Genomic DNA, 23,111 nt, shown 5'->3' with positions numbered 1-23,111 from the left:
TGCGCCGAGGCTCGGGCTCTCAGATCAGGCCCGCCTCCGTCATGACCTTGCGCAGCCGGTGATGCTCTTCTTCGACGAACTTGCCGAAGTCGTCGCCGGTGAGGACGCTGGCGCTCCAGGCATTCGCCTTGAGCGCGTCCTGCCAGGAGCGGGTCTGCTGGGCGTCGAGGACGGCCTTGATCAGCGCCTGGCGTTGAGCCTCGCCGAGGTTGGCCGCACCGTACACGCCCCGCCAATTTCCGATCTCGACGCGAAAGCCGGCTTCCTTCAGCGTCGGCGCGTCGACGCCGGGCAGGCGATTGGGCGAACCCACTGCGAGGACACGGAACTTGCCCGCCTCCACGTACTTCGCCAGCTCTGCGTAGCCGCCGGTGATCGCGGTGATATGGCCGCCCAGGGTGGCTGCGACGACTTCCCCTCCTCCGCCGAACGGGATGTAGTTCACCTTCTGCACCGGGACACCCGCAGCCAGTGCCAGCTCGGCGACGCCGATGTGGTCGACGGAGCCCTTCGAGCCTCCGCCCCATTTCACAGCGCTCGGAGACTTTTGGAAGTCGGCCATCAGGTCCGCCAGGGACTGGTGTGGCGAATCCGCCCGCACGGCGATGACGTTGTATTCGGTAAAGAGCCGGGCGATCGGCGTGACGTTGGCCAGCGTGATCTGCGGCTTGTTCTGCACGATGCCGGTCACCATGATCGCGCCCATGACGCACAGCGCGTTGGGATCGCCCTTGCTGCCATTCGAGAACTGCGCCAGGCCAAGGGTGCCGCCCGCACCATTCTTGTTGTCGAAGGTGGTGGAGCGAGCCAGGCCCGCGTCGAGCAGGGCCTTGCCCAGGGTGCGCGCGGTCTGGTCATAGCCGCCGCCTGGCGAGCCCGGCGCCATGATGCGCACGGCCTCGAGCGCCTGCGCACCGAAGGGAGCGGCGCAGAGGAGCGCCACGGCAGTGGTGCAGAGTGCACGCCGGAAAAACGAAATCATGGATGTCTCCTTTGTTGAAACTGACTCAAAAAAGCATTGAATGGATTTTCTGATCAGAAACGACAATCAAGGCCGAGGGTAAACCCTTGTTCAGCGCGGGGCGCGCCGTGGCGTGGCTTCGTCGCAGGTTTACTGGCGGCCGGGAGACCGAGACCGATGGATGATGGGGACGCGGGCGCCGGGTACGCCGCCCTCTACTTCGATGGCGAGAAAACCTCGGAGGCGCCGGCCTTCCCCTTGCGCGCGCCGTCGAGGTGACTGCGCATGAGGCTCGCCGCGGCCGCGAGGTCGTGCCGCTCGATGGCCGCCAGGATCTCCAGGTGCTCGGACGCCTGCGTATGGCGGGCCGTCCTTCGTGCCGCCTGGCGGTATTCGACGAGGCGGCGTAGCTGGTTGATGCGCCGCACCGATTGCAGGACGAAACGATTGTTGCCCCAGGAGGCCAGCGTCTCGTGGAAGTGGCTGTTGGCCTCGAACAGCTCGAAGGGCGTCATCGTGGAGTAACCCCCATCGACGATCCGCTGCTGCTCGCGCCGCAGCTCGCGCAGCTCCGTCGTCCTGAATGCGAACGAAGGGCCCAGGATGGCGGCAGGCTCGATGGACTGCCTGAAGAGATAGCTCTCTTCGTAGGCGCTCGGCGAGTCGATCATGGCCAGGAAACGCCAGCCGTGCCCCATGCTCTGCTCGACCCAGCCCTCCTCCGAAATGCGCGAGAGGACCTTCCGCAGCGTGCTGCGCGCGACGCCGTAGCGCCGCATGAGATCGGCCTCCGTCACCTCGTCCTGCAAGTCGCCGCCCTGCCGGTCCTCGGCGATCCGCAGGTACAGCGGGTCGTCCGTGGCCAGCAGCCCGGCCACCTGGCCGTCCCAGGCCTGCGCGTCCACGGCGAGGAAGTAGCCGCGGTTCGCGTCTTGCTGGAGGACACCCAGCTGCGCCAGATGCCGCAGCGCGGACTGGACCGGAGAGCGCGACGTGCCGATGTGCTGCGCGATGTGGACCTCCGGCAGGTGGTCGCCGGCACGCCGGTTGTCGCGGCGCACCAGTGCGACGATCTCGCGGGCCACCCGTTGCTGCAGTGGCGTCAGTTCCTGTGAAATATCGGCTGCACTAGACATCGAGGAAGTCTAGGTGAAGCCCCTCCCCGGTCAGTCGACCTTCATCCCGAAGCCGCGAATCATCCCCGGCCAGCGCTGGCCCTCGCGCGCGATCAGGTCGGCGAACTCCCGGGGCCCCGCGCCGACCGGCTCCGTCATGCCGGCTGACAGCCGCTCGGCCACCTCCGGCTGCTTGAGTGCCGCGGATGCGGCGGCATGGAGCTTCTGGATCACCGGCTCCGGCGTTCCCTTGGGCACCACGAGCCCCATCCACGACGAGAACTCGTAGCCGGGCACGCCACTCTCGGCGACGGTGGGTACGTCGGGCAGGGCTTTCGAACGCGACTTGCCGGTGACCGCCAGCGCCTTCAGCTTGCCGGACTTGATGTGCGGAATCGCCGCCAGGGGGAAGGCGACGACGGTGGCAATCTCGCCCCCCAGCGCGGCCACGATCGCCGGGCCGCCGCCCTTGTAGGGCACGTGCGTGATGTCGACCTTGGCCATCGACTTCAGCATCTCCCCGGCCAGGTGATTGGCGCTGCCGTTGCCGGCGGTGCCGTAGGTGAACTTGCCCGGCTCCTTGCGCGCCAGGGCGAGGAATTCCCGGAGGTTCGAGGCCGGCACCGACGGATGGGCCACGATCACCAGGTCGATGGACGTGAGCCAGGTGACCGGGGCGAAGGCGTCGACCCGATAGCCGGGCGATGGATAAAGCGTCGGGTTGAAGGCCATCGTCCCCTGGTTCACGAAGGTCACGGTGTAGCCGTCCGCGGGCGCCTTGGCGCCGAGCGCGGTCCCGATGTTTCCGCCGGCCCCGCCCCGGTTGTCGATCACGACGGCCTGCCCGAGCACTTCCTGCATGCGCGCCTGGATGCTTCGGCACACCACGTCCGCGTCGCCGCCAGCCGGCTGGGGAACGATCAGGGTGATGGGCTTGGACGGATATTTCTCGTCGGCGCGCCCGTAGGACGTGAAGGCGACGAGCGGAAGGAAGGCCGCTGCCTTGAGCAGGTGGCGGCGCTGGGGATGCGACATCGTGTTGTCTCCAAGGTTGGCAGGTCGAAGGCCTGCGATTGCCGAATGTCTAAACTGATCATAAAATTCAATTTAACCGTACGTCAACAACGATTCCATGGAGACGCCCCCCTTGCCCGAGCATGCAGAGAGCAGGCCAGTTGCCCGAACCTGGGCGTACGTCGGGTGCCGCACCAGCAGCGAGCGGCGCGCGCGAGGACGCGCGGTCGAGGTGTACGAGGTGCAGCGCGATGCCTGGCGCCACCGCTTCAGCGTGCCGGCCGGGATCAACCCCTCCTACCTGCTGGTGGCCCCCGCCGCCGGAACCCTCCACTGCGTCCACGGCGACGAGACGCAAGTGAGCTCGTTTCGAATCCAGCCGGACGGCGACCTCCGGCACCTCGGTGAACAGCCGACCCACGGCCGCAACCCGGTCCACCTCGCATCGAGCCCGGATGGCCGATGGGTGATCGTGGCGAACTACGCCAGCGGGTCGCTGACCGTCCATCCCGTGGGAGAAAGCGGCGCGCTGGAGCGGGCGTCGCAGGTGCTCGAGCTTCCGGGCGATCCGGGGCCGCACCGTCTCCAGCAGAAGGGCTCGCATCCGCATCAGGTGGTCTTCGATCCATCAGGCCGATGGCTGCTGGTGCCCGACAAGGGGGCCGACCGGGTCCACACGCTCCGCCTGGACGCCCAGGCGGGGCGCCTCCAATGGGTGGCCGCCACGCGGCTTCCAGAAGGATCGGGGCCGCGCCACCTGGTGTTCGGCGGCACCGTGGCCGGGGCCGGCGGCTGGATGGTGCTCGAGCTGAGCAGCCAGGTCGTTTCTTTCGGCTTCGAACTGCGGACCGGCAACCTGACCGCGCGCCAGCGCATGTCGAGCGTGCCGGACAGCTTCGTCGGCGACAACACGGCCGCCGGCATCGCCTATCTCCCCGAGGCTGGCCGGGTGGCCGTCTCCAACCGAGGCCACGGCAGCATCGCCTGGTTCCGCGCCCTGCCCGACGGCTCGCTGGCCCCCCCGCAGTGGACGTCCACCGGCGGGCGCGTGCCTCGCTTCATCACCCCGAATGGACACGGCGAACTGCTCGTCGCCAACGAGGACGCCGACCGCATCGAGCGGCTCAAGCCCGGTGCCGGCGCTCCCCAATGTCTTCACCTCGCCGACACCGGCAGCCCGGTGTGCATCGCGCTTCTTCAAGGAACTCCATGAGCATTCATCCCCAGATCGGAATCAAGGCCACGTACATGCGTGGCGGCACCAGCAAAGGTGTGTTCTTCGCCCTCAGCGACCTCCCCGCGCAGGCCCGCGAGCCCGGCCAGGTGCGCGACGCGCTCATGCTGCGTGTCGCGGGAAGTCCTGATCCGTACGAGAAGCAGATCGACGGGATGGGCGGGGCCACGTCCAGCACGAGCAAGGTGGTGATCGTCGGCCGCAGCGAGCGCGAAGACTGCGACGTGGACTACCTTTTCGGCGCGGTCGCGGTCGAATCGCCCGTGGTCGACTGGAGCGGGAACTGCGGCAACCTGACGTCGGCAGTGGGCCCCTTCGCCATCGCCAGCGGCCTCGTCGAGGCACCGGCCACCGGCCTCGCCACCGTCCGCATCTGGCAAGCGAACATCCAGAAGCGGATCATCGCGCACGTCCCGATGAACGATGGCCTCGTGGTGGAAACCGGCGACTTCGAACTCGACGGCGTGACCTTTCCCGCGGCCGAGATCAAGCTGGAGTTCCTGGAGCCCGGCGCGGATGACGATGGCGAGGGCGGCGCCATGTTCCCCACCGGAAGGCTGGTCGACGCGATCGACGTCCCGGGCGTGGGAACCGTGCAGGCCACGCTGATCAATGCGGGCAACCCGACCGTCTTCGTGGAGGCGAAGGCACTCGGCCTCAACGGCGCTGAACTGCAGTCCGACGTGAATGGCCGCCCGGACCTGCTTGCCCTGGCCGAGGCCATCCGGTCGCACGCGACGGTGGCGATGGGCCTCGTCGCCACCGCCGAAGAGGCCACGCGCAAACGCCCGCACACGCCCAAGCTCGCCTTCGTGGCGCCGCCCCAGCGCTACACCGCCTCGAGCGGCAAGCCCGTCGAGGCGGAAGGCATCGACCTGTGCGCGCGCATCTTCTCGATGGGCAAGCTCCATCACGCCATGACCGGCACGGGCGCCGTGGCCATCGCGGTCGCGGCGTCCATTCCTGGCACGCTGGTGGCCGGCGTCCTCGATGGCGGCCGCCGAAGCGAGGTCCGTTTCGGGCACCCGTCGGGAACGCTCAAGGTCGGTGCCGAAGCCGAGGAGAAGGACGGCGAATGGACCGTCACGAAGGCGCTGATGAGCCGAAGCGCCCGGCGCCTGATGGAAGGACGCGTGCTGGTGCCGGCGACGGCGCTGGCTCCGGAGCGCAACCGGGACTGAAGAGACGGCCGCCGGGGCGCGCTGCGAGGCGCCGGCCTCCGCCGGCATCCGGCCCAGGAGCGCGCGGGAATGCGCAGCGGGACGGCACGCGCGACGCCGGCCTCTCCGATCGGAGGGGCGCCATCGCCGGCCGGAGCCCGCTGCTCATGCCTGCGGCGGTCGGTGCAGCGTGAAGATCCGTCCGAGCGTGGCGTAGTGGGGCCCGCCGATGCGCCCCACCGGGTCCAGCGCCAGCGTCTCGACCTTGCCGTCGTGCATCAGGCCGTCGCGCAGGTGGAAGCGCGTGACCTCGCCGACGATGAACTCCGAGCCCGTGCTGCCGAAGGCGACCACCTGCGACAGCCGGCATTCCATGGCCACCGGCACATCGCGCAGGCGCGGCACGGCCACCGTCTCGCCGGGCAGCGTGGCCAGGCCCAGCAGTTCGGCCTCGCTCACGTCCTCCGGATGCTCCTCGCTGCTCGCGTGGATGGCATCGAGCTGCGAGGCATCGCCGATGTGCACCACGTACTCGCCGCGGCGGTGGATGTGGGCCGCCGTGTCCTTGTACCGGCCGGCCTTGCGGTCGACGTTGACGCCCAGCAGCGGCGGCGCGTTCGACACGAAGGTGAAGCAGGAGAAAGGCGCGAGGTTGAGCACGCCGGTGGGCGAGAGCGTGCTGATCCACGCGATGGGCCGGGGCACCACCAGGCCGCTGAGCAGGCGGTAGGTGGCTTCGGGCGTGAGGGTGTGGGGATCGATCTGCATCGTCGCGGGGTCCATGGAAGATGAAGGCGGCTGCCGGGCGCTCAGGCGCTCAGGCGCTCTCAGGCCGTGGCGGCCGCGTACGGCCGCGCGGCCTCCCGCAGGTCGGCGGGAATGGGCACGGGGCGCTTGTCGGCCATGCCGACGAACACCAGCGAGAGAAGCGCGCTCAGCTTCACCTCGCCCGAACCAGCCGCATCGGCCGTGTCAGCCCGCCGCAGCACGATGCGGATCGTGATCGACGACGTGCCGAGCCGCTCCAGGCTCAGCTGCGCCGTCAACGTCTCGCCGAGCAGGCCGGGCCGCTGGAAGTCCACCTGCAGGCTCACGACCGGCACCGCCAGGGCCCGCGGCCCGTGCAGCGCCGCGAAGTCGCAGCCGAGGCCATGCGCGAACCAGTGCTCGACGACGTCGTTGATCATCTCGACGTAGCGCGGATAGAAGACGATGCCGGCAGGGTCGCAGTGCTTGAAGCTGATGGGGAGGGTGGTGAGGTGAAAGATCTGTTCCATGGCTTGCCAGTCGAGGGGGCTCGGTCACACCGTCCCGGGAATGGTTCACGCCGCGGCGCCCAGAAGTGCGCGCAAGCCGGCGCCCGACTCGTCGGCCAGCGCCGCCTCGCGCAGCCGGCGCACCCGCGCAGCGTCCTGCGCGCCACCGTCCAGCGCCGACAGGATCAGCGCATAGCTGGCCGCGCCCCGCGCGTGGGTGTCGCCGTAGCCCTTGATGAGCCGCTGGCATTCGACGATCTCGCAGGCCAGCGCGTAGTCCTGCGGCGCCGTGCGGCAGATGCGCGCCAGCCAGTCCTCGATGGCGGCGTTCTCGCGCTCGTAGCGCAGGGAACTGCGCCGGAAGCGCCGGCAGCCCGCCACGGCGTACAGCATCAGGAAGCCGCCCAGCGCGCTGGTGCGGATCACCCGGCCCTCGCGCGTCAGGCGTTCGAGCAGTCCGCGGCGGGCGCCGCTGCCCAGCAGCCACCGGCCCATCGACGCAGGCAGGGTGTCGGCGATCTCCTCCACCCGCGGATGGAAGTACTCGTTGATGTGCATCAGCTGCTGCTCCGTGGCCCGCACCTCGCGGCGCACGCGCTCGAAGCGGTGCTTCCTGAGCTTGAGTTCGGCCACGCGCGCGGTGTCCTCGAAGGTCATCCACAGCGCCAGGTACCGCGCCGCCTCGCGCGTCATGCGCCAGCTGCCGTCGCCCCAGCGGCGGTCGGCGTCCCGCACCTCGGCCAAGCGCGCCAGGTAGTCGTCGGCATAGGCGAGGTCCTGGTAGTCGGCGGTCCGCGCCAGGCCGTGCACGAGGGCGTCGACGCACTCGGCCGGGTAGTCGCGGCGCACCTGCTCGACCCTCGACGCCAGCCGCGAATCGGCCCCGGCGTCGGCGGGCGGCACGGCGGCCGTGGCCGGCGCCTCGTCGCGCAGAAAGGCGTCGTGGCCCGCTTCGAAGGCCTTCAGGCTGGCGGCCACGCCGACGCCGCCGCGCTCGATGGCGGCCTGGAAAGCGCCGCGGTTCCACGGCATGACCCCCGCGGCGGCCAGTGCGCCAAAGAGCGTGGCGCTGATGACGCTGCCGCTGCGCTCGGCCAGCGCCGCGAAGTCGCGCGACACGTAGCGCTGCGCGGCCTTCCGCCCCGTCTCTGTGAACTGGCCGGCATCGGCGCGGCCATCGCCCATGGCCATCTTCTCGGGCATGGCGTAGACGCGGTGGGACGAGGTAATCAGCAGGGTCTTGTCCGGCGTCACCAGCCCGCGCTGCACCGCGCGGGCCGACTCCATGAGTTCGGAGGCGATGACCACGTCCACGTCGCCCGGGGTCGGCATGAGGCCGAAGAAGGGTTCGCGGCCCTCGGTTCGCAGCGCGGGCAGGACCTCGACGTAATAGATCGTGGCCCCGGTGCGCTGGGCCACGCCCGGCACCGAGGTGGACTGGGCATAGAAGCCCTGGGCCTCGGCCGCATCGACGATCCAGTCGGCGAGCACGCCGCCGCCCTCGCCGCCCATGGCCAGGATGGCGATCTTGATCGGCCGAGCCGAGGAAAGGTTTGCGGTTTCAGGCGACATGGACGAACTCCCGGGCGGCCACGCGGCGCTGCAGCAGGGCGATGATGGGCCGAGTCAGGCGATGCAGCCACCGCTCTGCACGGCCCGCATTGGTCACCAGTTCGGTGCGGTAGAAGGACGGGCACAGCACAGCCGCATGGGCCACTTCGCCGCAGAGGCCGCAGCCCACGCAGCTCGACTGGACCGTGGCCACCGGGTCGGGCCGCAGCGGGTCGGGGTTGGCCTTGATGCTGAGGGAGGGGCAGCCGGACAGGCGGATGCAGGAATGGTCGCCGGTGCAGGTGTCCGGGTCGATGCCGAAGCGCTCTGTCACCACGCGCTCGCCGCGCGCGGCGCGCGCCTTCAGCTGGGGCTTGATGCGGCGCTGCTTGTTCAGCATGCATTCGGACTGGGCAAGCACGACCTTGGGGCCGGCTTCGGAGGTGGTCAGCGCCTCGCGCACCGCCGCCATCATCTTCGGCAGGCGGTAGGTGTGGGACACCTTGCGGACCCAGCGCACTCCCACGCCGCGCAGGGCCGCCTCGATGGGCAGCGCGGTGGTGCGGGTGGGGTTGCTGGCTTTGGAAGAGAGGATGTCCTGCCCGCCGGTGGCCGCCGAGTAGCCGTTGTCGACGACGACGATCACGTTGTCGCTCTGGTTGAACACGGCGTTGCCCACGCCCGAGGTCAGGCCGTTGTGCCAGAAGCCGCCGTCACCCATGACGCTCATCGTGCGGCGCGCGGCACCCGGCACGTTCAGCGCCGCCGCGCCCGCGGCCCCGAGGCCGTAGCCCATGGAGGTGGCGCCGAAGTCGAAGGGCGCCAGGGCCGCGAACTGGTGGCAGCCGATGTCGGCGCTGACATAGTGCTTGCCGATCTCGCGCTCCACCAGCTTGATGGCCGTGAAGATCGGACGCTCCGGACAGCCCGTGCAGAAGGACGGCGGCCGCGGCAGCACGCCGGGGGCTTCCTGCAGGCCCGCGCCCGGCATCGAGGGCACCACAGGGATCACCTTGGGCGCCAGCATCGAGGCCACGCCTGGGTCGAGGGCCAGCCCCCCCAGCAGGGTGGGCGCGTACCGCTGCAGGAACTTGCGAAGGGCCTTCACCATGACCAGCGTGGTGTATTCGCCGGCACGCACCAGCATGTCCTTGCCGTGCACGCGCGTATCGACGTCGGCGCGGCGCAGCACCGTCTGCAGCGTCTGCTCGATGAACTCGGGCTGCCCTTCCTCCAGCATCAGTACGGCCTCGCGGCCATCGCAGAAGCCGAGCACCTCGTCCTCAACCATTGGGTAGACCACGTTCATGACGTAAATCGGGAGCCGCACCGTGCCCCAGATGTCGGCCAGGCCCAGGATCTCCAGCGCGCGAATCAGCGTGTTGTAGAGCCCACCCTGCACGATCAGCCCCACCGGGGTGGGGCCGCCGGTGTCGTCGCCGTGGAACTCGTTGAGCGCGTTCTCCTTCACGAAGCGCACGGCCGCAGGCCAGCGCTCGTGCACTTTCTCGTGCTCGTGAACGAAGGTGGCGGGCGCCAGCGCCATGCGCTGCACGTCGCGCCGGGGTTGGTCGATGGCCTCCTTCAGCGTGAAGGCCGGCGGCCGGTTGTCCGAGGCGATAAAGCGCCCGTGCGCGTGGCAGGCGCGCACGCGCATCGTGAGCATCACGGGCGTGTGGCTCGCCTCGGACAGCGCGAAGCCCTGCTCGACCGCCCGCACCAGGCTGTCGTGGCCGGGGCGCGGGTCCAGCAGCCACATCTGCGACTTCATCGCGAAGGCGTGCGAGCGCTCCTGGATGATGGACGAGCCCTCGCCATAGTCCTCGCCGAGCAGGACGAGGCAGCCGCCCGTCACGCCGCCCGACGCCAGGTTGGACAGCGCGTCCGAGGCGACGTTGGTGCCGACCGTGGACTTGAAGGTGATGGCGCCGCGCAGCGGATAGTGCACCGAGGCGCCGAACATCGCCGCCGCCGTGGCCTCGCTCGCCGAGCTCTCGAAATGCACGCCGAGCTCGTCGAGCACCTCGCTCGCATCCGCCAGCACGTCCATGAGGTGGGACACCGGCGAGCCCTGGTAGCCCCCCACGTAGGCCACCCCCGACTGCAGCAGCGCCTTGGTGACCGCGAGGATGCCCTCGCCCGAGAACTCTTCGCCGGCCGCTGCACGCAGCTTTCGCACTTCCTGTTTGAACGATCTTTCAGCCATGGCGCAAGACTGTAGGAACGCCACTACGATGCGACAACGCGAATTTCCGCGTCATGCCATGAGCGGAATTCATCGTCGCCCCTCCCCCCTCCCTTTCCCGCTTCGACGCCCATGGAACTGCGCCAGCTGAGGGCCCTGCAGGCCATCGCCGCTACCGGCAGCTTCGGCGAGGCGGCCGAACTGCTGGGCCTGACCCAGTCCGCGCTGAGCCACCAGGTGCGGCAGCTGGAGGATGAGCTGGGCCAGACGCTGCTGATCCGTGCCCGCCCCAAAACCTATCCCTCGCCCGCCGGAGAGGTGGTGCTGGCGGCTGCGGGCCGGATCGCGGCGGAGGTCGCCGCGCTCGAGCACCGGTTCGCCAGCGCCCGGCGCGGGCCGGTGACCGGCACGCTGCGCATCGCGGCCACGGCAATGTCCTTCACCTATGTGCTGGGCGACATGTGCGAGGCCTTTCGGCATGCCTACCCCCAGGTCGAGCTCGTCTTCACCGCCGCGGAAAGCGCCGAGCAGGCCGTGCGGCGCGTGTTGTCGGGCGCCTCCGATGTCGCCTTCGGGCCGCTTGCGCAGCAGCACGAGTCGCTGGCCGAGGTGAAGCTGGCGCGGGCGGAGCATGCCTTCGTCGTGCGCCAGGGCCACCCCCTGGCCGGGCTGGCGCAGGTGACGCCCGATCAGCTGCGCGGCTTTCCGATTGCGCTGTTCCAGCCCAAGAGCGGCACCCGCTCGCTGACCGACCGCATCTTCGGCGAGCATGGCCACCCCCCGGTGCTCACCGAGTCGAACGACGCCCAGTTCATCAAGCGCATGGTGTCGATCAGCGACGCCAGCGCGTTGATGGTGGCCTACGCGCTCGCCGCGGACGGTGTCACCCCGCCCCTGCACTGCCTGCGGCTGGCGTCGTCACCGTTGGTGGTGGACGTGGGGCTCATCCACCGGAAGAACGTACAGATGAACGCGCTGGAGCTCTTCAAGGGCCTGTGCCTGGACCTGCGCGGGCCGCGGCCGCGGGAGCTGCGGGTAGACGAGGCCGGCCGGGCGCCGGCCTTCGCCGCGCCGCCGGGCGGGCGTTCGTCCATCGCTTAGACACGGCGATCGCGCGCGGATAACGGTATACCTTTATTGCGGGCTTAGCCGGCGGCACCAAGGTCGACCGGCAACCAGGGACCGCTCGGACCGCAATTTTCCAAGTCCCAACGCAAGCAATCACCGCAATTTCCGCGGCATATGCGCTCCTGTCGTGCCATGCCCACGACGAAGCATCTTTGCGCACTCGTTGTTTTGGTATACATTGAAAGTCGAATAACGAAACACATTCTGTCTTCAATCACTTGCACAGGTCCGTCATGCACACCGTCTACGAACGATTCCGCGAGGGCGCCCAACGTCGGGGCGACGCCGACTTCCTCTATGTCGAAGCAGTCACCGCGCGCACCTACGGCATCGCCGCCGGGGCGACGAGCTGGACCTGCGCCCTGGCTGCGGTCGAGCGGCTGCGCGCGGCCTACGCCGCGGCCGGCTACGGCAACGGCCACCGCGTCGGCCTGCTGATGGAGAACCGGCCCGACTCGCTGCTGCATTGGCTGGCGCTCAACGCGCTGGGCGTGAGCACCGTGCCCATCAACCTGGAGATGCGCGCGGCGGAGCTCGAATACCTCGTCGGCCACAGCGAGATCGTCCTCGCCGTGGTGCTGCCCGAACGGCTGGACGCGATGCGCGCCGCCGCAAAGGCGGCCGGCCTGCCGACGCAGGTCGTGACGCTGGACTGCACGGACTTTCCGGCCGCACCCACCGCGGCGCCGCTGGCGGGCGCACCAGGCCGTGAGACCGAGTGCGCACTGCTCTACACCTCCGGCACCACCGGCCGCCCCAAGGGCTGCCGGCTGTCCAACGACTACTTCCTGCATGTGGGCGACTGGTATGTGGCGCTGGGCGGGCACTGCCCAGTCCGGCCGGACGAGGAGCGCATCCTCACGCCGCTGCCGCGAACTCATGTCAACGCGATGTGCTTCTCCACCATGGCCGTCATCACCTCGGGCGGCTGCCTGGTGCAACTGGACCGTTTTCATCCGCGCACGTGGTGGGAGTCGGTACGCGAAAGCGGGGCGACCATCGTCCACTACCTGGGCGTGATGCCGGCCATGCTGATGGGCGCTGAGCCCTCCGGGATGGATCGCGCGCATCAGGTGCGCTGGGGTTTTGGTGCGGGAGTGGGCGCCAAGGACCACGCGCGGTTCGAGGAGCGCTTTGGCTTTCCGCTGATCGAAGGCTGGGCCATGACCGAAACTGGCGCCGGCGGTGGACTGCACACCAATCACGGGCCGCGCCAGATCGGCGTCCATGCCATCGGCCAGGCCGACGGGGATGTGGAGGTCCGCATCGTCGACGACGCCGGCGCGCCCGTGCCGCCCGGCCAGCAGGGGGAATTGCTGGTGCGCTCGCGTGGCGACGATCCCCGTCGCCATTTCTTCTCGGGCTACCTCAAGGACGAGGCGGCTACCGAGGAGGCGTGGCAGAACGGCTGGTTCCATACCGGCGATGTGGTGCGTGCCGATGCCGACGGTGCCCTGTTCTTCGTCGACCGCAAGAAGAACGTGATCCGTCGCAGCGGCGAGAACATTTCTGCGGTGGAGGTCGAATCGGTGCTGGCGCAGCATCCCGCCATCAAGACCGTGGCCGTTGCCGCGACGCCCGACCCGGTCCGCGGCGACGAGGTGCTGGCCTGCGTCATCGCCCGCGAGACGTTGACGGCCACCGAGCAAGCCGCAGTGGCACAGGACATCGTTCGCCACACGCTGGAGCAGCTCGCCTACTACAAGGCACCGGGCTATGTGGCGTTCGTCGATGCGCTTCCGGTCACCGCCTCGCAGAAGATCCAGCGCGGAGAGCTGCGCACGCTCGCCGGCACGCTGCCGGGTCAGGCCTGCTGCGTCGACACCCGCGCACTCAAGACGAGGCAGGTATGAGCCCGCGCCCGGCCGCCCCTGGTGGGCCATGCCTCAGGGATGACGCCAACAGCCGTCCGGTGACCGCCCGATGAACGCGTCCCGCCTTGGCTACGAGGGCGTTGCCGTGGCCGTGCCGGTCACGGTCCCCTATGTGCGCTACAGCCACCGCAGCGCCCAGCACTTCGTCGCGCAGGCCTTGCAGGGCCTGCTCGAAGGCGCCGGCCTGGACAAGTCTCAGGTCGACGGCCTCATCGTGAGCAGCTTCTCGCTGGCGCCCGACTCCACCGTGGGCGTCACCCAGCAGCTGGGCCTGGTGCCGCGCTGGATGGATTTTCTGCCCACCGGGGGCGCCGCAGGCGTGATGGCCCTGCGCCGCGCCGCGCGCGCCGTGCAGGCCGGCGACGCGGAGATCGTGGCCTGCATCGGCGCCGACACCAACCATGTCGACTCCTTCCGCAGCAGCCTGGCGAACTTCAGCCAGTTCGCGCGCGATGCCACCTTCCCCTATGGCGCAGGGGGGCCCAACTCCATCTTCGCGCTCATCACCGACCACTACATGCACCGCCACGGCGCCACCCGCGAAGACTTCGGGCGCATCGCGGTCAGCCAGCGTGCGAATGCGGCCGGCAATCCCAACGCACTCCTGCGTCGGCCAATGACGATGGACGAGTACCTGGGCGCTCGCGCCATCGCCGACCCCATCCATCTGCTGGATTGCCCCATGCCCTGCGCAGGTGCAGAAGCTTTCCTGGTGATGCGGGAAGAGCGGGCGCAGGCTCTGGGCCTGGCCCACGCGGCCCTGCGTGGCGCCATCGAGCGCCACAACGCCTACACGGAAGACCCGGTGATGGTCCGCGGTGGCTGGCGCATGGACCGCGACGAGCTGTTCGCGCAAGCCGGCATCGATGCCGCCACCATCGATGTGCTGCACACCTACGACGACTATCCCGTGATCGTGATGCTGCAACTGGAGGCTCTCGGCTTCTGCGAAGCCGGCGAAGCCCCGGACTACGTGCGCACGCACACGCTAACCCACGACGGCGACCTGCCGCACAACACCAGCGGCGGTCAGCTTTCCGCCGGCCAGGCCGGTGCCGCGGGCGGCTTCATGGGCGTCAACGAAATCCTGCGTCAAGTCATCGGCCAGGCCCACGGTCGCCAGGTGGCCGACGCGCGGTGGGGCCTTGCCAGCGGCTTCGGCATGGTCAACTACGACCGCTGTGTATGCACGGGCGCGGTCATCCTGGAGAGCGCCCGATGAATGCGCCGACCGACATGGCACGGCCCTGCGCCGACCTGACAGCAACGCAGACCTCAAACCGCGCCATGGCGCTGCCGCCGGCCGCAAGAAGCCGAGTCGCACGTGGGCTGACGGCTGCGGCAGCAACGGGCCACATCCTGCACCTGCAGTGCTGTGATCGTTGCGGCGCGTTGCAGTATCCGCCTCGGGAAGCCTGCGGCCAGTGCCTGGCCGACACGCTGCGATGGCAGCCCCAACCTGGCGGGGGCCAGCTACTCGCTCAGTCCACGCTGCGTCACAGCAACGATGCTTACTTCGCGCAGCACCTGCCCTGGCGCATCGGAACCATCAAGCTCGACGCGGGCCCGACCGTGATCGCGTTCCTCAGCGAAAGCGTCACCCCGGATGCTGCGCGGGTCACGGTCTCGCTGCGGCTGGACCGCGCGGGCGAGGCGGTGCTGGTGTGCCAGCCGGAACAGGAGGCCAGCATGGCTGCGGATTCGAAACTTCAACAGCAGATGAGCTGCGACCCCCGTGGCCGCGTGGTGCTGGTGACCGACGGTGCCACTGTCCATGGCCAAGCGCTGGTCGACGCCTTGCTGGCCGCCGGCGCCCGCAAGGTGTGGGTCGGCCACGCGCGGGCGGTGAGGCTGCGTCAGACGCCGGACAGGCTGGCCACGCGGCCGGAAGTCCAGGTCGTCCCCCTGGACCTGGGCGACCTGTCGTCGGTGGCGGCGCTGGGACCGATGCTGGGCAACGAACTCGACATCGTGGTGAACAACGCCCAGGTCAATCGTGCCCGCCGAGCGGAGGTCAGCATCGTCGACGATGCAGCCGCCGAGATGGCCGTCAATTACCTCGGCCTGTTGCAGCTCTGGACTACGCTGGGCCCGGTCCTTCGCGCGCGAGGCGCCGGCAATCAGGGCCCGCTCGCAGCATGGGTGAACGTGCTTTCGGTCTATGCGCTGCAGCACTTTGCGACCCTGGGCACCTACAGCGCCTCGGCGGCCGCAGCCCTGTCGCTGTCGCAAGGCATGCGTGCGCAAGCGCTGGGCAGCGGCGTCCGCGTCGTCCATGTGCTGCCCGGCCCACTCGACGACGAAGCGCATGCGAACGTTGCAGGCCCGAAGCTCGGACCCGCCGCGCTGGCCTCGGCCATAGTCGTCGCCCTGCGGCAGGGCGTGGAGGACGTCTTTCCCGGCGATATCGCCAAAGAATGGCGCGACCGCCTGCACAGCAATCCCAAGGCGCTGGAGCGCGAGCTCGCGCACGAGTCGCCCTGAAGGCGCCGCAGTTGCGCGGCGTCCGCCCACTTCCACGCCACATCCCTTTTCACACCCGTCGATTCGCCTCCATCCTTCACAAGGAAACCGCCCCATGAGCCTTCTTGCCCAACTCGCTGAGGGCGTGCGCAACCGCACGCTGCGCACCATCGATCTCACGCAGACCCTGAGTGAAGACTTTCCGGCGCTGCAGCTGCCGCCGGAATTCGGCCAGGTCAAGGCCTTCAGCGTGGAGCGCATCTCGCGCTACGACGAGGCCGGCCCGGGCTGGTACTGGAACAACTTCACCTGCGGCGAACATACCGGCACTCACTTCGACGCGCCTGCGCACTGGATCACCGGCCGTGACTTGGCCGGCAACACCGTCGACACGATTGACGCCCAGAACTTCCTGGCACCAGCCGTGGTGATCGACGCCAGCCGCGAAGTGGCCGATAACCCCGACTGGCTCCTCACCGTGCCCTATCTTCAGCAATGGGAAGAACGGCATGGACGCATCTCCGAAGGCAGCTGGGTGCTGTTTCGCACCGACTGGTCGAAGCGCGTCGACGACGCCGAGCGCTTCGTCAACATGCGCGAAGACGGCGCCCACACGCCCGGGCCGACACAGGAAACGGTGGAATGGCTGATCCGCGAGCGCAAGGTCCATGGCTTCGGCGTGGAGACCATCAACACCGATGCCGGGCAGTCCTACAAATGGCCGCTGCCCTATCCCTGTCATACGCTGATGCACGGCGCGGGCCGCTTTGGCCTGCAATGCCTGAAGAACCTGGACCAGCTTCCGCCCACCGGCGCACTGATCGTCTCGGCGCCCCTCAAGATCAAGGAGGGCTCGGGCAGCCCCCTGCGCGTCCTCGCGCTGGTCGAGTGACGGGGCGGGCCCGCCGCCGCTTGCTAAGCTGCGAAGTTGTTCCCGCTGCCGCCTGCCCATGACCCCCACCGACCAAGCCGACGCCCCCGCAACCAAGAGCCTCAGTGCATCCGCCTATGGCTACCTGCTGGCCCGGCTGCGCGGCGGCCATCTGCGCGACAACGAGCGGCTGGTGGAGGCCGACATCGCCAGCCAGCTCGGGGTTTCGCGGGTTCCGGTGCGCCAGGCCCTACTGCAACTGGTGGCGGAGGGCTACCTTGTCAGCACGCCGCGGGGCTATCGAGTGCCCACGCTCACGCAGCAGGACGTGCAGGACGTCTTCGAGCTTCGACTGCTGCTCGAGCCCCGGGCCGCGGCCATCGCGGCACGCGACATCACGCCCGAACAGTTGCGCGACGCAGACTCGGCCATCGCCGATGCGCGCTCAGCCCACGCGTCCAAGGACGCCCACAGCTTCTTCAGCGCGGGACGTGCATTTCGCGATGCCTGGCTGCGCGCCGTGGGCAACACCCGCCTCGTGGCCAGCATCACGCGCTATGCGGACCAGGTGGTCCTGGTCCGGCACGTGACGCTCGACCATCCCGACCGGCAACGCACCGTGATCGCGGGCTACGAGAACCTGCGCGAGGCTTTTGCTCGGCACGACAGCGTGGCTGCCGGCGACGCCATGCTGAGGCACGTGTTGGCTGCCGAGCGCGACTTCGCGCAGATCACCGCCGCCGCCAAGACGGACTGAGCGCAGAGGGCGTTGCCGGGCCCCGCCCCGGCGACGAGCCCGCACTTGTTCAACTTCGGCGCAAGGTCAAGGTCTTCCGTCGACGGCCTGCCACCGGCCATCGCTGCCGCATGGCCGCGGCAGCCGCCCGCCCACCCAGGCCATTTCCATCCATATATCGCCGTGCGCATGGGCCGCTGTACCTGCGCGCTGCTGCCCTGCACCCACGTCCATCCGATTCAGAAGACGACTTTCTGAGCGCTCAAAAATTTGCCGTTTGTGTCGGCATGGCGCAGGACCTGTAATCGCTGCATGTCCCATCCGTCGACGTACGAATCAACCGCCAACGCCCATGGCATCAGCCGCCGCGAGGACCTGAAGCTCGTGCAGGGCCTTGGACGCTTCGTCGGCGACATGGCGCTGCCAGGCATGCTGGTGGCGGCCTTCGTGCGCAGCCCATACAGCCATGCAAAGGTATTGGCCGTGCAGACGCAGGACGCCTGCGCGGCACACGGGGTCGCTGCGGTGCTCACCGCCCAGGACTTGGCCGATCTGCCTGCACCGCTCGTGAATCCGCTGCTGGCCGACATGAGCATTCCGGCCGGGCCGCTGCTGTCGACCACGCACGTGCGGGCCGTGGGCGAGCCGGTGGCGCTGGTGCTGGCGGACACGCCCGCGCAGGCCGAGGCAGCAGTTGCCCTGGTCCAGGTGGACTACGAAGAACTCGATCCGCTTCTGCCCTTCGATGTCGAGGCGAGCGCGACGGCCTCGGTGGCCGAATGTCGCTTCGAAGACGGGGGGCTGCCCGCAACGCCACCGACCGCCACGGCGAGCGTGGTCATGCCGCGCGTCTCGCCCGCTCCGTTGGAGCCGCGGGCCTGCCTGGCCTGCTGGGACGCAGGCGCGCACCGCCTCACGGTGTGGCTGTCCACACAGACACCCAGCCGTGCCCGGCACGACTTTGCGCGCGCCCTCGCCCTGCCGCTCGATGGCGTTCACGTGGTGGCGCCGGACGTGGGCGGTGCGTTCGGCGGAAAGGCTTCGGTCTCGCCCGAGGAGCTCATGGTGGCTGCAGCGGCAATGCGGCTCGCCAGACCCGTGCGCTGGCAGGCGAGCCGCGGCGAAGACCTTCAGTACGCCACGCAAGGGCGTGGCTCGCAGGCGCAGGGCGCCATCTGGCTGGACGATGCCGAAAGCCGCATCGACGCATTGCAGGCGGACTTTGCCTTCTCCCTCGGCCACTGGCTGCCCTACAGCGCAGTGGCACCCATGCGCAATGCGCAGCGCATTGTTCCCGGTCCCTACCGCGTTGCACACCTCGCGTCGCGTGCGACGGCGCACCGTTCGCACACGGCAGCCGTGAACATCTACCGCGGCGCAGGGCGGCCCGAGGCAGCCGTGCTGCTCGAGCGTCTGGTCGACGCGGCGGCGGCGGCGGCAGGCATCGACCCGCTTGCGCTGCGGATGCGCAGCGTCTGGCAGGCGCAGGAACTGCCCCGCGATCTGCCGAATGGCGAGCGGCTGGACACCTGCGACCTTCCCGGATTGCTCAACACTGCCAGCGAGGCCTTCGGCTATGCCCGGCGTCGCGCCGAACAGCTTGCCCGACGCCGCAACGGGGAGCTCGTCGGGATCGGCATCGGGCTCTACGTCGAGCCTTGCGGCCAGGGTTGGGAAAGCGCGCGCCTGACGTGCACGGCGCCCGGCCGCTTCGTCATCGCCACTGGCGCCTCGGCGCAGGGCCAGGGGCGGGAGACAGCCTACGCCGCCATTGCGGCCCAGGTGCTCGGCTGCCCGCCGGGTTCCATCGAGGTGCTGCACGGCGACACCTCCACCTGCCCGGAAGGCATCGGCGCGCTGGCCAGCCGCAGCACGGCCATCGGCGGCTCGGCCGTGCTGCAGGCGGCCGGCCAGCTGATGCGCGAATTGGCAGAAGGCGCGGCACTGCCGCACACAGTCGAGCTGCGCCACACCTCCGCACACGAGGCCTGGGCCTCCGGCTGCGTCATGTGCCAGGTGCGCGTCGACGCGGACACCGGCGTGCTCGCCATCGAGGACCTGGTCTGGATCGACGATGCCGGCCATGTCGTCGACCCGACGATGGTGCACGGCCAGATGTGGGGCGGCCTCGCTCAGGGCGTGGGCCAGGCCCTGCTGGAGCAGGTCGTCTACGACGGACGCGGGCAGTTGCTCACCGGCTCGTTCATGGACTATGCGATGCCCCGTGCGGACGACATGCCGCGCGCCGTGCACATGGCGAGCCGGCCCACGCCGAGCGCCGCCAATCCGCTGGGTGCCAAGGGCGTTGGGGAGGCCGGATGCATCGGCGTGCCCGCGGCCCTGCTCAATGCGGCGTACGACGCCCTCTCCCACATTCCGGATCTGACGCTGACCTTTCCGCTCACGCCGGACCGGCTCTGGCGCGCCATGCGCGCCGCCGACCACTGACCTCGAGGACCATCCGAATGAACTACACCAAAGACAACGCCCAGCCGTACGCCAAGCAGCACTTCACCGGGGTGTGGGCGGCAAGCATCACCCCGTTCAAGCAGGACTTGTCCTTCGATGAAGAGGGTTTCGCCCGCAACATCGACCACTGGATCGGCGACCTGAAGGTGGCAGGGCTCTTCATCACCGGCAAGCAGGGCGAGTTCTTCTCAATGTCCATGCCCGAGCGCAAGCGCAGCTTCGAGATCGCGGCACAGGTCTGCCGCGGCCGTGCCGGGACGGTGATGTCCTGCTCGGACACCAATCTCGACGCGGTGATCGAACTCGCGCGCCACGCCGAGCAGGTGGGCGGCGACTGGATCATCGTCCACAGCCCCGTGCTCCACTTCTGCAACGACGTGGAAGAGACGGTGTACGAGTACTACCGCCACCTCAGCGAGCAGCTCGACATCGGCATCGCCATGTGGAACCACCCCGACTGCGGCTATGTGATGTCGCCCCAGCTGTGCGCGCGCATCGCGGAGCTGCCCAACATCGTCGCGATCAAGTACAGCGTGCCGCGGCCGCAGTACGCCGAGCTCACCCGCCTGGTCGGCGACCGCATCCAGGTCAGCACCGCCTCCGAAGAGGAGTGGCTGGACAACATCATCGACCTGGGTTGGCGCCTGTACCTGTGCTCGACCCCGCCGCTGCTGCTGCAGACCAAGGCCGACCAGCGCATCCACGAATACACCCGTTTGGCGTTCGAGGGTCATCATGCGGACGCGCGGGCCGTGCGGGACAGCCTGGAGCCCGCACGCCGTGCCTTCAAGCTGAGCCGCCCCGCCGGCACGCCCCAGGCCCACACCAAGTATTGGCAGGAGCTGTTGGGCCAGGTAGGCGGGCCGGTTCGCCGGCCGCTGATCGGGCTGACGGAAGAACAGCGCGTGCTCACGCGGCAGCTGTTCGCCCAGAGCGGCCTGGTTCTGGGCTGAGGCACGGCAATGCCGGACTTCGAACTCACCGTGAACGGGCGGGCCGCGCTGCACCGCGTTCCAGCGTCCACGACGCTGGTGCAGCTGCTGCGCGACGAGCTCCGGCTCACCGGCACGCATGTCGGTTGCGACACCGCCCAGTGCGGTGCCTGCACCGTGCTGGTCGGGGGCAAGGCGGTCAAGTCCTGCAACGTGCTGGTGGCGCAGGTCGCGGGCCGGCATGTGCAGACCATCGAGGGCCTGGCGCCGAGCGGCGATCTGCATCCCATGCAACGTTCCTTCTCGACCCACCACGGACTGCAGTGCGGCTTTTGCACGCCGGGCATGGTGATGCGTGGCGTGGCCATGGAAGCCGAAGGCGTCCAGCCCTGCGACCAGGACATCCGCCTTGCCCTGTGCGGCAACCTGTGCCGCTGCACTGGCTACGACGGCATCGTGAAAGCCGTCGCCGATGGCCTCGTGCAGATGCGCGCCAGCGACACGGAGCCGTGCGGCCATGCAGGACTTTGAATTCCGCCGCGCGCGTGATGCCGCCGAGGCCTCGGCGCTGCTGCGGGAGTGGCCCGGTGCCAAACTGCTTGCGGGTGGCCAGAGCCTGCTCGCGTCGATGCGGATGGGCCTGCTGACGACCGACCTGCTGGTCGACCTGCAGGAAGTGCCTGAACTCCACGGCATCGAAGAGACGGCGGACGGCTTGATCAACCTCGGCGCCATGGCCACGCATGCCAGCCTGGCGGCCAGTTCACGGCTGCAGGCCTTCGCGCCTGGACTCGCAAGACTGGCCTGCCACATCGCCGATGCCCAGGTCCGCAACTTCGGCACCATCGGTGGCTCACTGGCCAATTACGACCCCTCTGCGTGCTGGGCGGCCGGCGCGCTGGCTGCGGGCGGCGAGATCGAGACCTCTCGGCGGCTCATCGACATCGACGACTTCTTCCAGGGCCTGTTTGCCACCGCACTGGAAGAGGACGAGGTGCTGATGCGCGTGAGACTGCGGCGGCCGCGCCGTCTGTGCTACCTGAAGCACGAACAGGCCGCCTCGCGCTTTGCGCTGGTCGGCGTCGCCGTGGCCGACTTCGGCGACCACGTCCGCGTGGCCGTGAACGGGACGGTTGAAGGCGCGGTGCGGGCGCCCGACTTCGAGCAGGCACTGCAGTCGCGCCTGCATCCCGATTCGCTCAAGGGCATCGCCTTCGATGAAGGACTGATGCCGCAGGACATCCATGCAGGCGCGGACTACCGCGCACACATGGCGGCCGTGCTGTGCCGTCGTGCCGTCGCACTGTTTGCCCAGGAAGGCTGCCAATGACCCACGCTCCAGGGCGCTCCAGCCCGATCCGATTCCGCATCGCCCTCATCGGCTTCGGCAGCCTGGGCCAGGCCATCGCCGCCGAACTGGCGGCAGGCCGGCTTCGCGGCGTAGGGATACTGGGTGCGCTTCTTCCTGCCGGCCAGCAGACGGATGCGGTGCCGCAGGTCTGGCACGATGTGGAGGCGTTGATCGCTGCCGGACCGGATCTGGTGGTCGAAGCCGCAGGCCACGGCGCCCTGCAGGCACATGGCCGCGCCTGCCTTCAGGCGGGCCTGGACCTGGTTGCAGCGTCCGTCGGCGCCTTGCTGGATCCGGTGCTGCACGGGCAACTGAAGGAAGCTGCCCATGAAGGCGGTAGCCTGCTGCATGTCCCCTCCGGCGCGCTCGGCGGACTGGACTACCTGCGTGCTGCCCGGCGCACGGGCCCGATCTGGGTGCACTACCAGGGCCGCAAACCCGTGCTGGCCTGGCGCGGCACGGCGGCCGAGACCTTGGTCGATCTGGGACGCATCGAAAGCGCCACAGCCTTCTTTCGAGGAAGCGCGCGGGATGCGGCCCGGCTGTTTCCGCAGAACGCCAACGTCGTCGCGGCGCTGGCCCTGGCCGTCGGCGACGCCGACGCCGTGAGCGTCGAGTTGATCGCCGACCCGCAGTCGACGCGCAACAGCCACCACGTGTCCGCCGAGGGCGATGCCGGCATCTTCCGCCTGTCGGTGGAGAACCTGCCCATGCCGGGCAATCCGAAAACCTCGCGCGTGACGGCCTACAGCATCGTCGACGAGATCGCGATGCACTTCGGCCTGGGGGCGGCATGACTGCGCGCAGAGCA

At 69.2% G+C, this 23,111-nt stretch carries 20 protein-coding genes; 13 read left to right on the top strand and 7 right to left on the bottom strand.

What is annotated here, in order from left to right:
• Positions 1-19: 19 nt before the first annotated feature.
• The 3 genes from ABIC63_RS14310 to ABIC63_RS14300 form a co-directional block, all read right to left on the bottom strand.
• Complete coding sequence (locus ABIC63_RS14310; protein WP_354320229.1) at positions 20-982, bottom strand: Bug family tripartite tricarboxylate transporter substrate binding protein; 963 nt, start codon at positions 980-982, stop codon at positions 20-22.
• Positions 983-1,176: 194 nt separating this feature from the next.
• The gene (locus ABIC63_RS14305) at positions 1,177-2,097 is read right to left on the bottom strand and encodes a GntR family transcriptional regulator (RefSeq protein WP_354320228.1); all 921 of its coding nucleotides are present in this window, start codon (positions 2,095-2,097) and stop codon (positions 1,177-1,179) included.
• A 30-nt stretch (positions 2,098-2,127) separates the two neighbouring features.
• The gene (locus ABIC63_RS14300) at positions 2,128-3,111 is read right to left on the bottom strand and encodes a Bug family tripartite tricarboxylate transporter substrate binding protein (protein ID WP_354320227.1); all 984 of its coding nucleotides are present in this window, start codon (positions 3,109-3,111) and stop codon (positions 2,128-2,130) included.
• Between the two features lie 112 nt (positions 3,112-3,223).
• Here ABIC63_RS14300 and ABIC63_RS14295 point away from each other — a divergent pair, with 112 nt between their 5' ends.
• Together ABIC63_RS14295 and prpF are read left to right on the top strand one after the other, a co-directional pair.
• Entirely contained in the window at positions 3,224-4,303 is a 1,080-nt protein-coding gene (locus tag ABIC63_RS14295; protein WP_354320226.1) for a lactonase family protein, read from the top strand.
• Positions 4,300-5,505, top strand: a complete 1,206-nt coding sequence (gene prpF, locus ABIC63_RS14290; protein ID WP_354320356.1) for a 2-methylaconitate cis-trans isomerase PrpF — start codon at positions 4,300-4,302, stop codon at positions 5,503-5,505. Before ABIC63_RS14295 ends, prpF begins: the two co-directional genes overlap by 4 nt.
• A 144-nt stretch (positions 5,506-5,649) precedes the next feature.
• Here prpF and ABIC63_RS14285 read toward each other — a convergent pair whose 3' ends face one another.
• From ABIC63_RS14285 to ABIC63_RS14270, 4 genes are read right to left on the bottom strand one after another with little or no spacing between them, the layout of a single operon-like run.
• A complete protein-coding gene (locus ABIC63_RS14285) occupies positions 5,650-6,252 on the bottom strand; it encodes a flavin reductase family protein (protein WP_354320225.1) in 603 nt (200 codons plus the stop codon).
• Between the two features lie 59 nt (positions 6,253-6,311).
• Positions 6,312-6,761 (bottom strand): acyl-CoA thioesterase, encoded by a 450-nt coding sequence (locus tag ABIC63_RS14280; protein ID WP_354320224.1) that lies wholly within the window; start codon positions 6,759-6,761, stop codon positions 6,312-6,314.
• A 45-nt stretch (positions 6,762-6,806) separates the two neighbouring features.
• On the bottom strand, positions 6,807-8,312 hold the full coding sequence (locus tag ABIC63_RS14275) for an indolepyruvate oxidoreductase subunit beta family protein (protein WP_354320223.1): 1,506 nt from the start codon (positions 8,310-8,312) through the stop codon (positions 6,807-6,809).
• Complete coding sequence (locus ABIC63_RS14270) at positions 8,302-10,497, bottom strand: thiamine pyrophosphate-dependent enzyme (RefSeq protein WP_354320222.1); 2,196 nt, start codon at positions 10,495-10,497, stop codon at positions 8,302-8,304. Before ABIC63_RS14270 ends, ABIC63_RS14275 begins: the two co-directional genes overlap by 11 nt.
• Before the next feature lie 111 nt (positions 10,498-10,608).
• Here ABIC63_RS14270 and ABIC63_RS14265 point away from each other — a divergent pair, with 111 nt between their 5' ends.
• The 11 genes from ABIC63_RS14265 (at position 10,609) to ABIC63_RS14215 (ending at position 23,097) form a co-directional block, all read left to right on the top strand.
• Positions 10,609-11,577 carry a LysR family transcriptional regulator gene (locus ABIC63_RS14265; RefSeq protein ID WP_354320221.1) on the top strand — a complete coding sequence of 323 codons (969 nt, stop codon included), beginning with the start codon at positions 10,609-10,611 and terminating at the stop codon, positions 11,575-11,577.
• 260 nt (positions 11,578-11,837) lie between these two features.
• Positions 11,838-13,457, top strand: coding sequence for an AMP-binding protein (locus tag ABIC63_RS14260; RefSeq protein WP_354320220.1), 1,620 nt, complete (start codon positions 11,838-11,840; stop codon positions 13,455-13,457).
• 70 nt (positions 13,458-13,527) lie between these two features.
• Positions 13,528-14,700: a thiolase family protein gene (locus tag ABIC63_RS14255; RefSeq protein ID WP_354320219.1), complete on the top strand. Its 1,173-nt coding sequence runs from the start codon at positions 13,528-13,530 to the stop codon at positions 14,698-14,700.
• Positions 14,697-15,962 carry an SDR family NAD(P)-dependent oxidoreductase gene (locus tag ABIC63_RS14250; protein ID WP_354320218.1) on the top strand — a complete coding sequence of 422 codons (1,266 nt, stop codon included), beginning with the start codon at positions 14,697-14,699 and terminating at the stop codon, positions 15,960-15,962. Before ABIC63_RS14255 ends, ABIC63_RS14250 begins: the two co-directional genes overlap by 4 nt.
• Positions 15,963-16,056: 94 nt before the next feature.
• Positions 16,057-16,833: a cyclase family protein gene (locus ABIC63_RS14245; RefSeq protein ID WP_354320217.1), complete on the top strand. Its 777-nt coding sequence runs from the start codon at positions 16,057-16,059 to the stop codon at positions 16,831-16,833.
• Positions 16,834-16,891: 58 nt separating this feature from the next.
• A complete protein-coding gene (locus ABIC63_RS14240) occupies positions 16,892-17,569 on the top strand; it encodes a GntR family transcriptional regulator (RefSeq protein WP_354320216.1) in 678 nt (225 codons plus the stop codon).
• Between the two features lie 291 nt (positions 17,570-17,860).
• Complete coding sequence (locus ABIC63_RS14235; protein WP_354320215.1) at positions 17,861-19,996, top strand: xanthine dehydrogenase family protein molybdopterin-binding subunit; 2,136 nt, start codon at positions 17,861-17,863, stop codon at positions 19,994-19,996.
• 17 nt (positions 19,997-20,013) lie between these two features.
• On the top strand, positions 20,014-20,970 hold the full coding sequence (locus tag ABIC63_RS14230) for a dihydrodipicolinate synthase family protein (RefSeq protein ID WP_354320214.1): 957 nt from the start codon (positions 20,014-20,016) through the stop codon (positions 20,968-20,970).
• A 9-nt stretch (positions 20,971-20,979) separates the two neighbouring features.
• Positions 20,980-21,480 carry a (2Fe-2S)-binding protein gene (locus tag ABIC63_RS14225; RefSeq protein ID WP_354320213.1) on the top strand — a complete coding sequence of 167 codons (501 nt, stop codon included), beginning with the start codon at positions 20,980-20,982 and terminating at the stop codon, positions 21,478-21,480.
• Positions 21,467-22,279, top strand: a complete 813-nt coding sequence (locus tag ABIC63_RS14220; RefSeq protein ID WP_354320212.1) for an FAD binding domain-containing protein — start codon at positions 21,467-21,469, stop codon at positions 22,277-22,279. The genes ABIC63_RS14225 and ABIC63_RS14220 overlap by 14 nt, the downstream gene beginning before the upstream one ends.
• The gene (locus ABIC63_RS14215) at positions 22,276-23,097 is read left to right on the top strand and encodes an aspartate dehydrogenase (protein ID WP_354320211.1); all 822 of its coding nucleotides are present in this window, start codon (positions 22,276-22,278) and stop codon (positions 23,095-23,097) included. Before ABIC63_RS14220 ends, ABIC63_RS14215 begins: the two co-directional genes overlap by 4 nt.
• Positions 23,098-23,111 lie beyond the last annotated feature (14 nt).

Source organism: Pseudacidovorax sp. 1753 (assembly GCF_040544975.1).
Taxonomy (GTDB): Bacteria; Pseudomonadota; Gammaproteobacteria; order Burkholderiales; family Burkholderiaceae_C; genus Xenophilus.
Note: the sequence above shows the minus strand (reverse complement) of the source record. Positions and strands in the feature narration are given on the sequence as shown.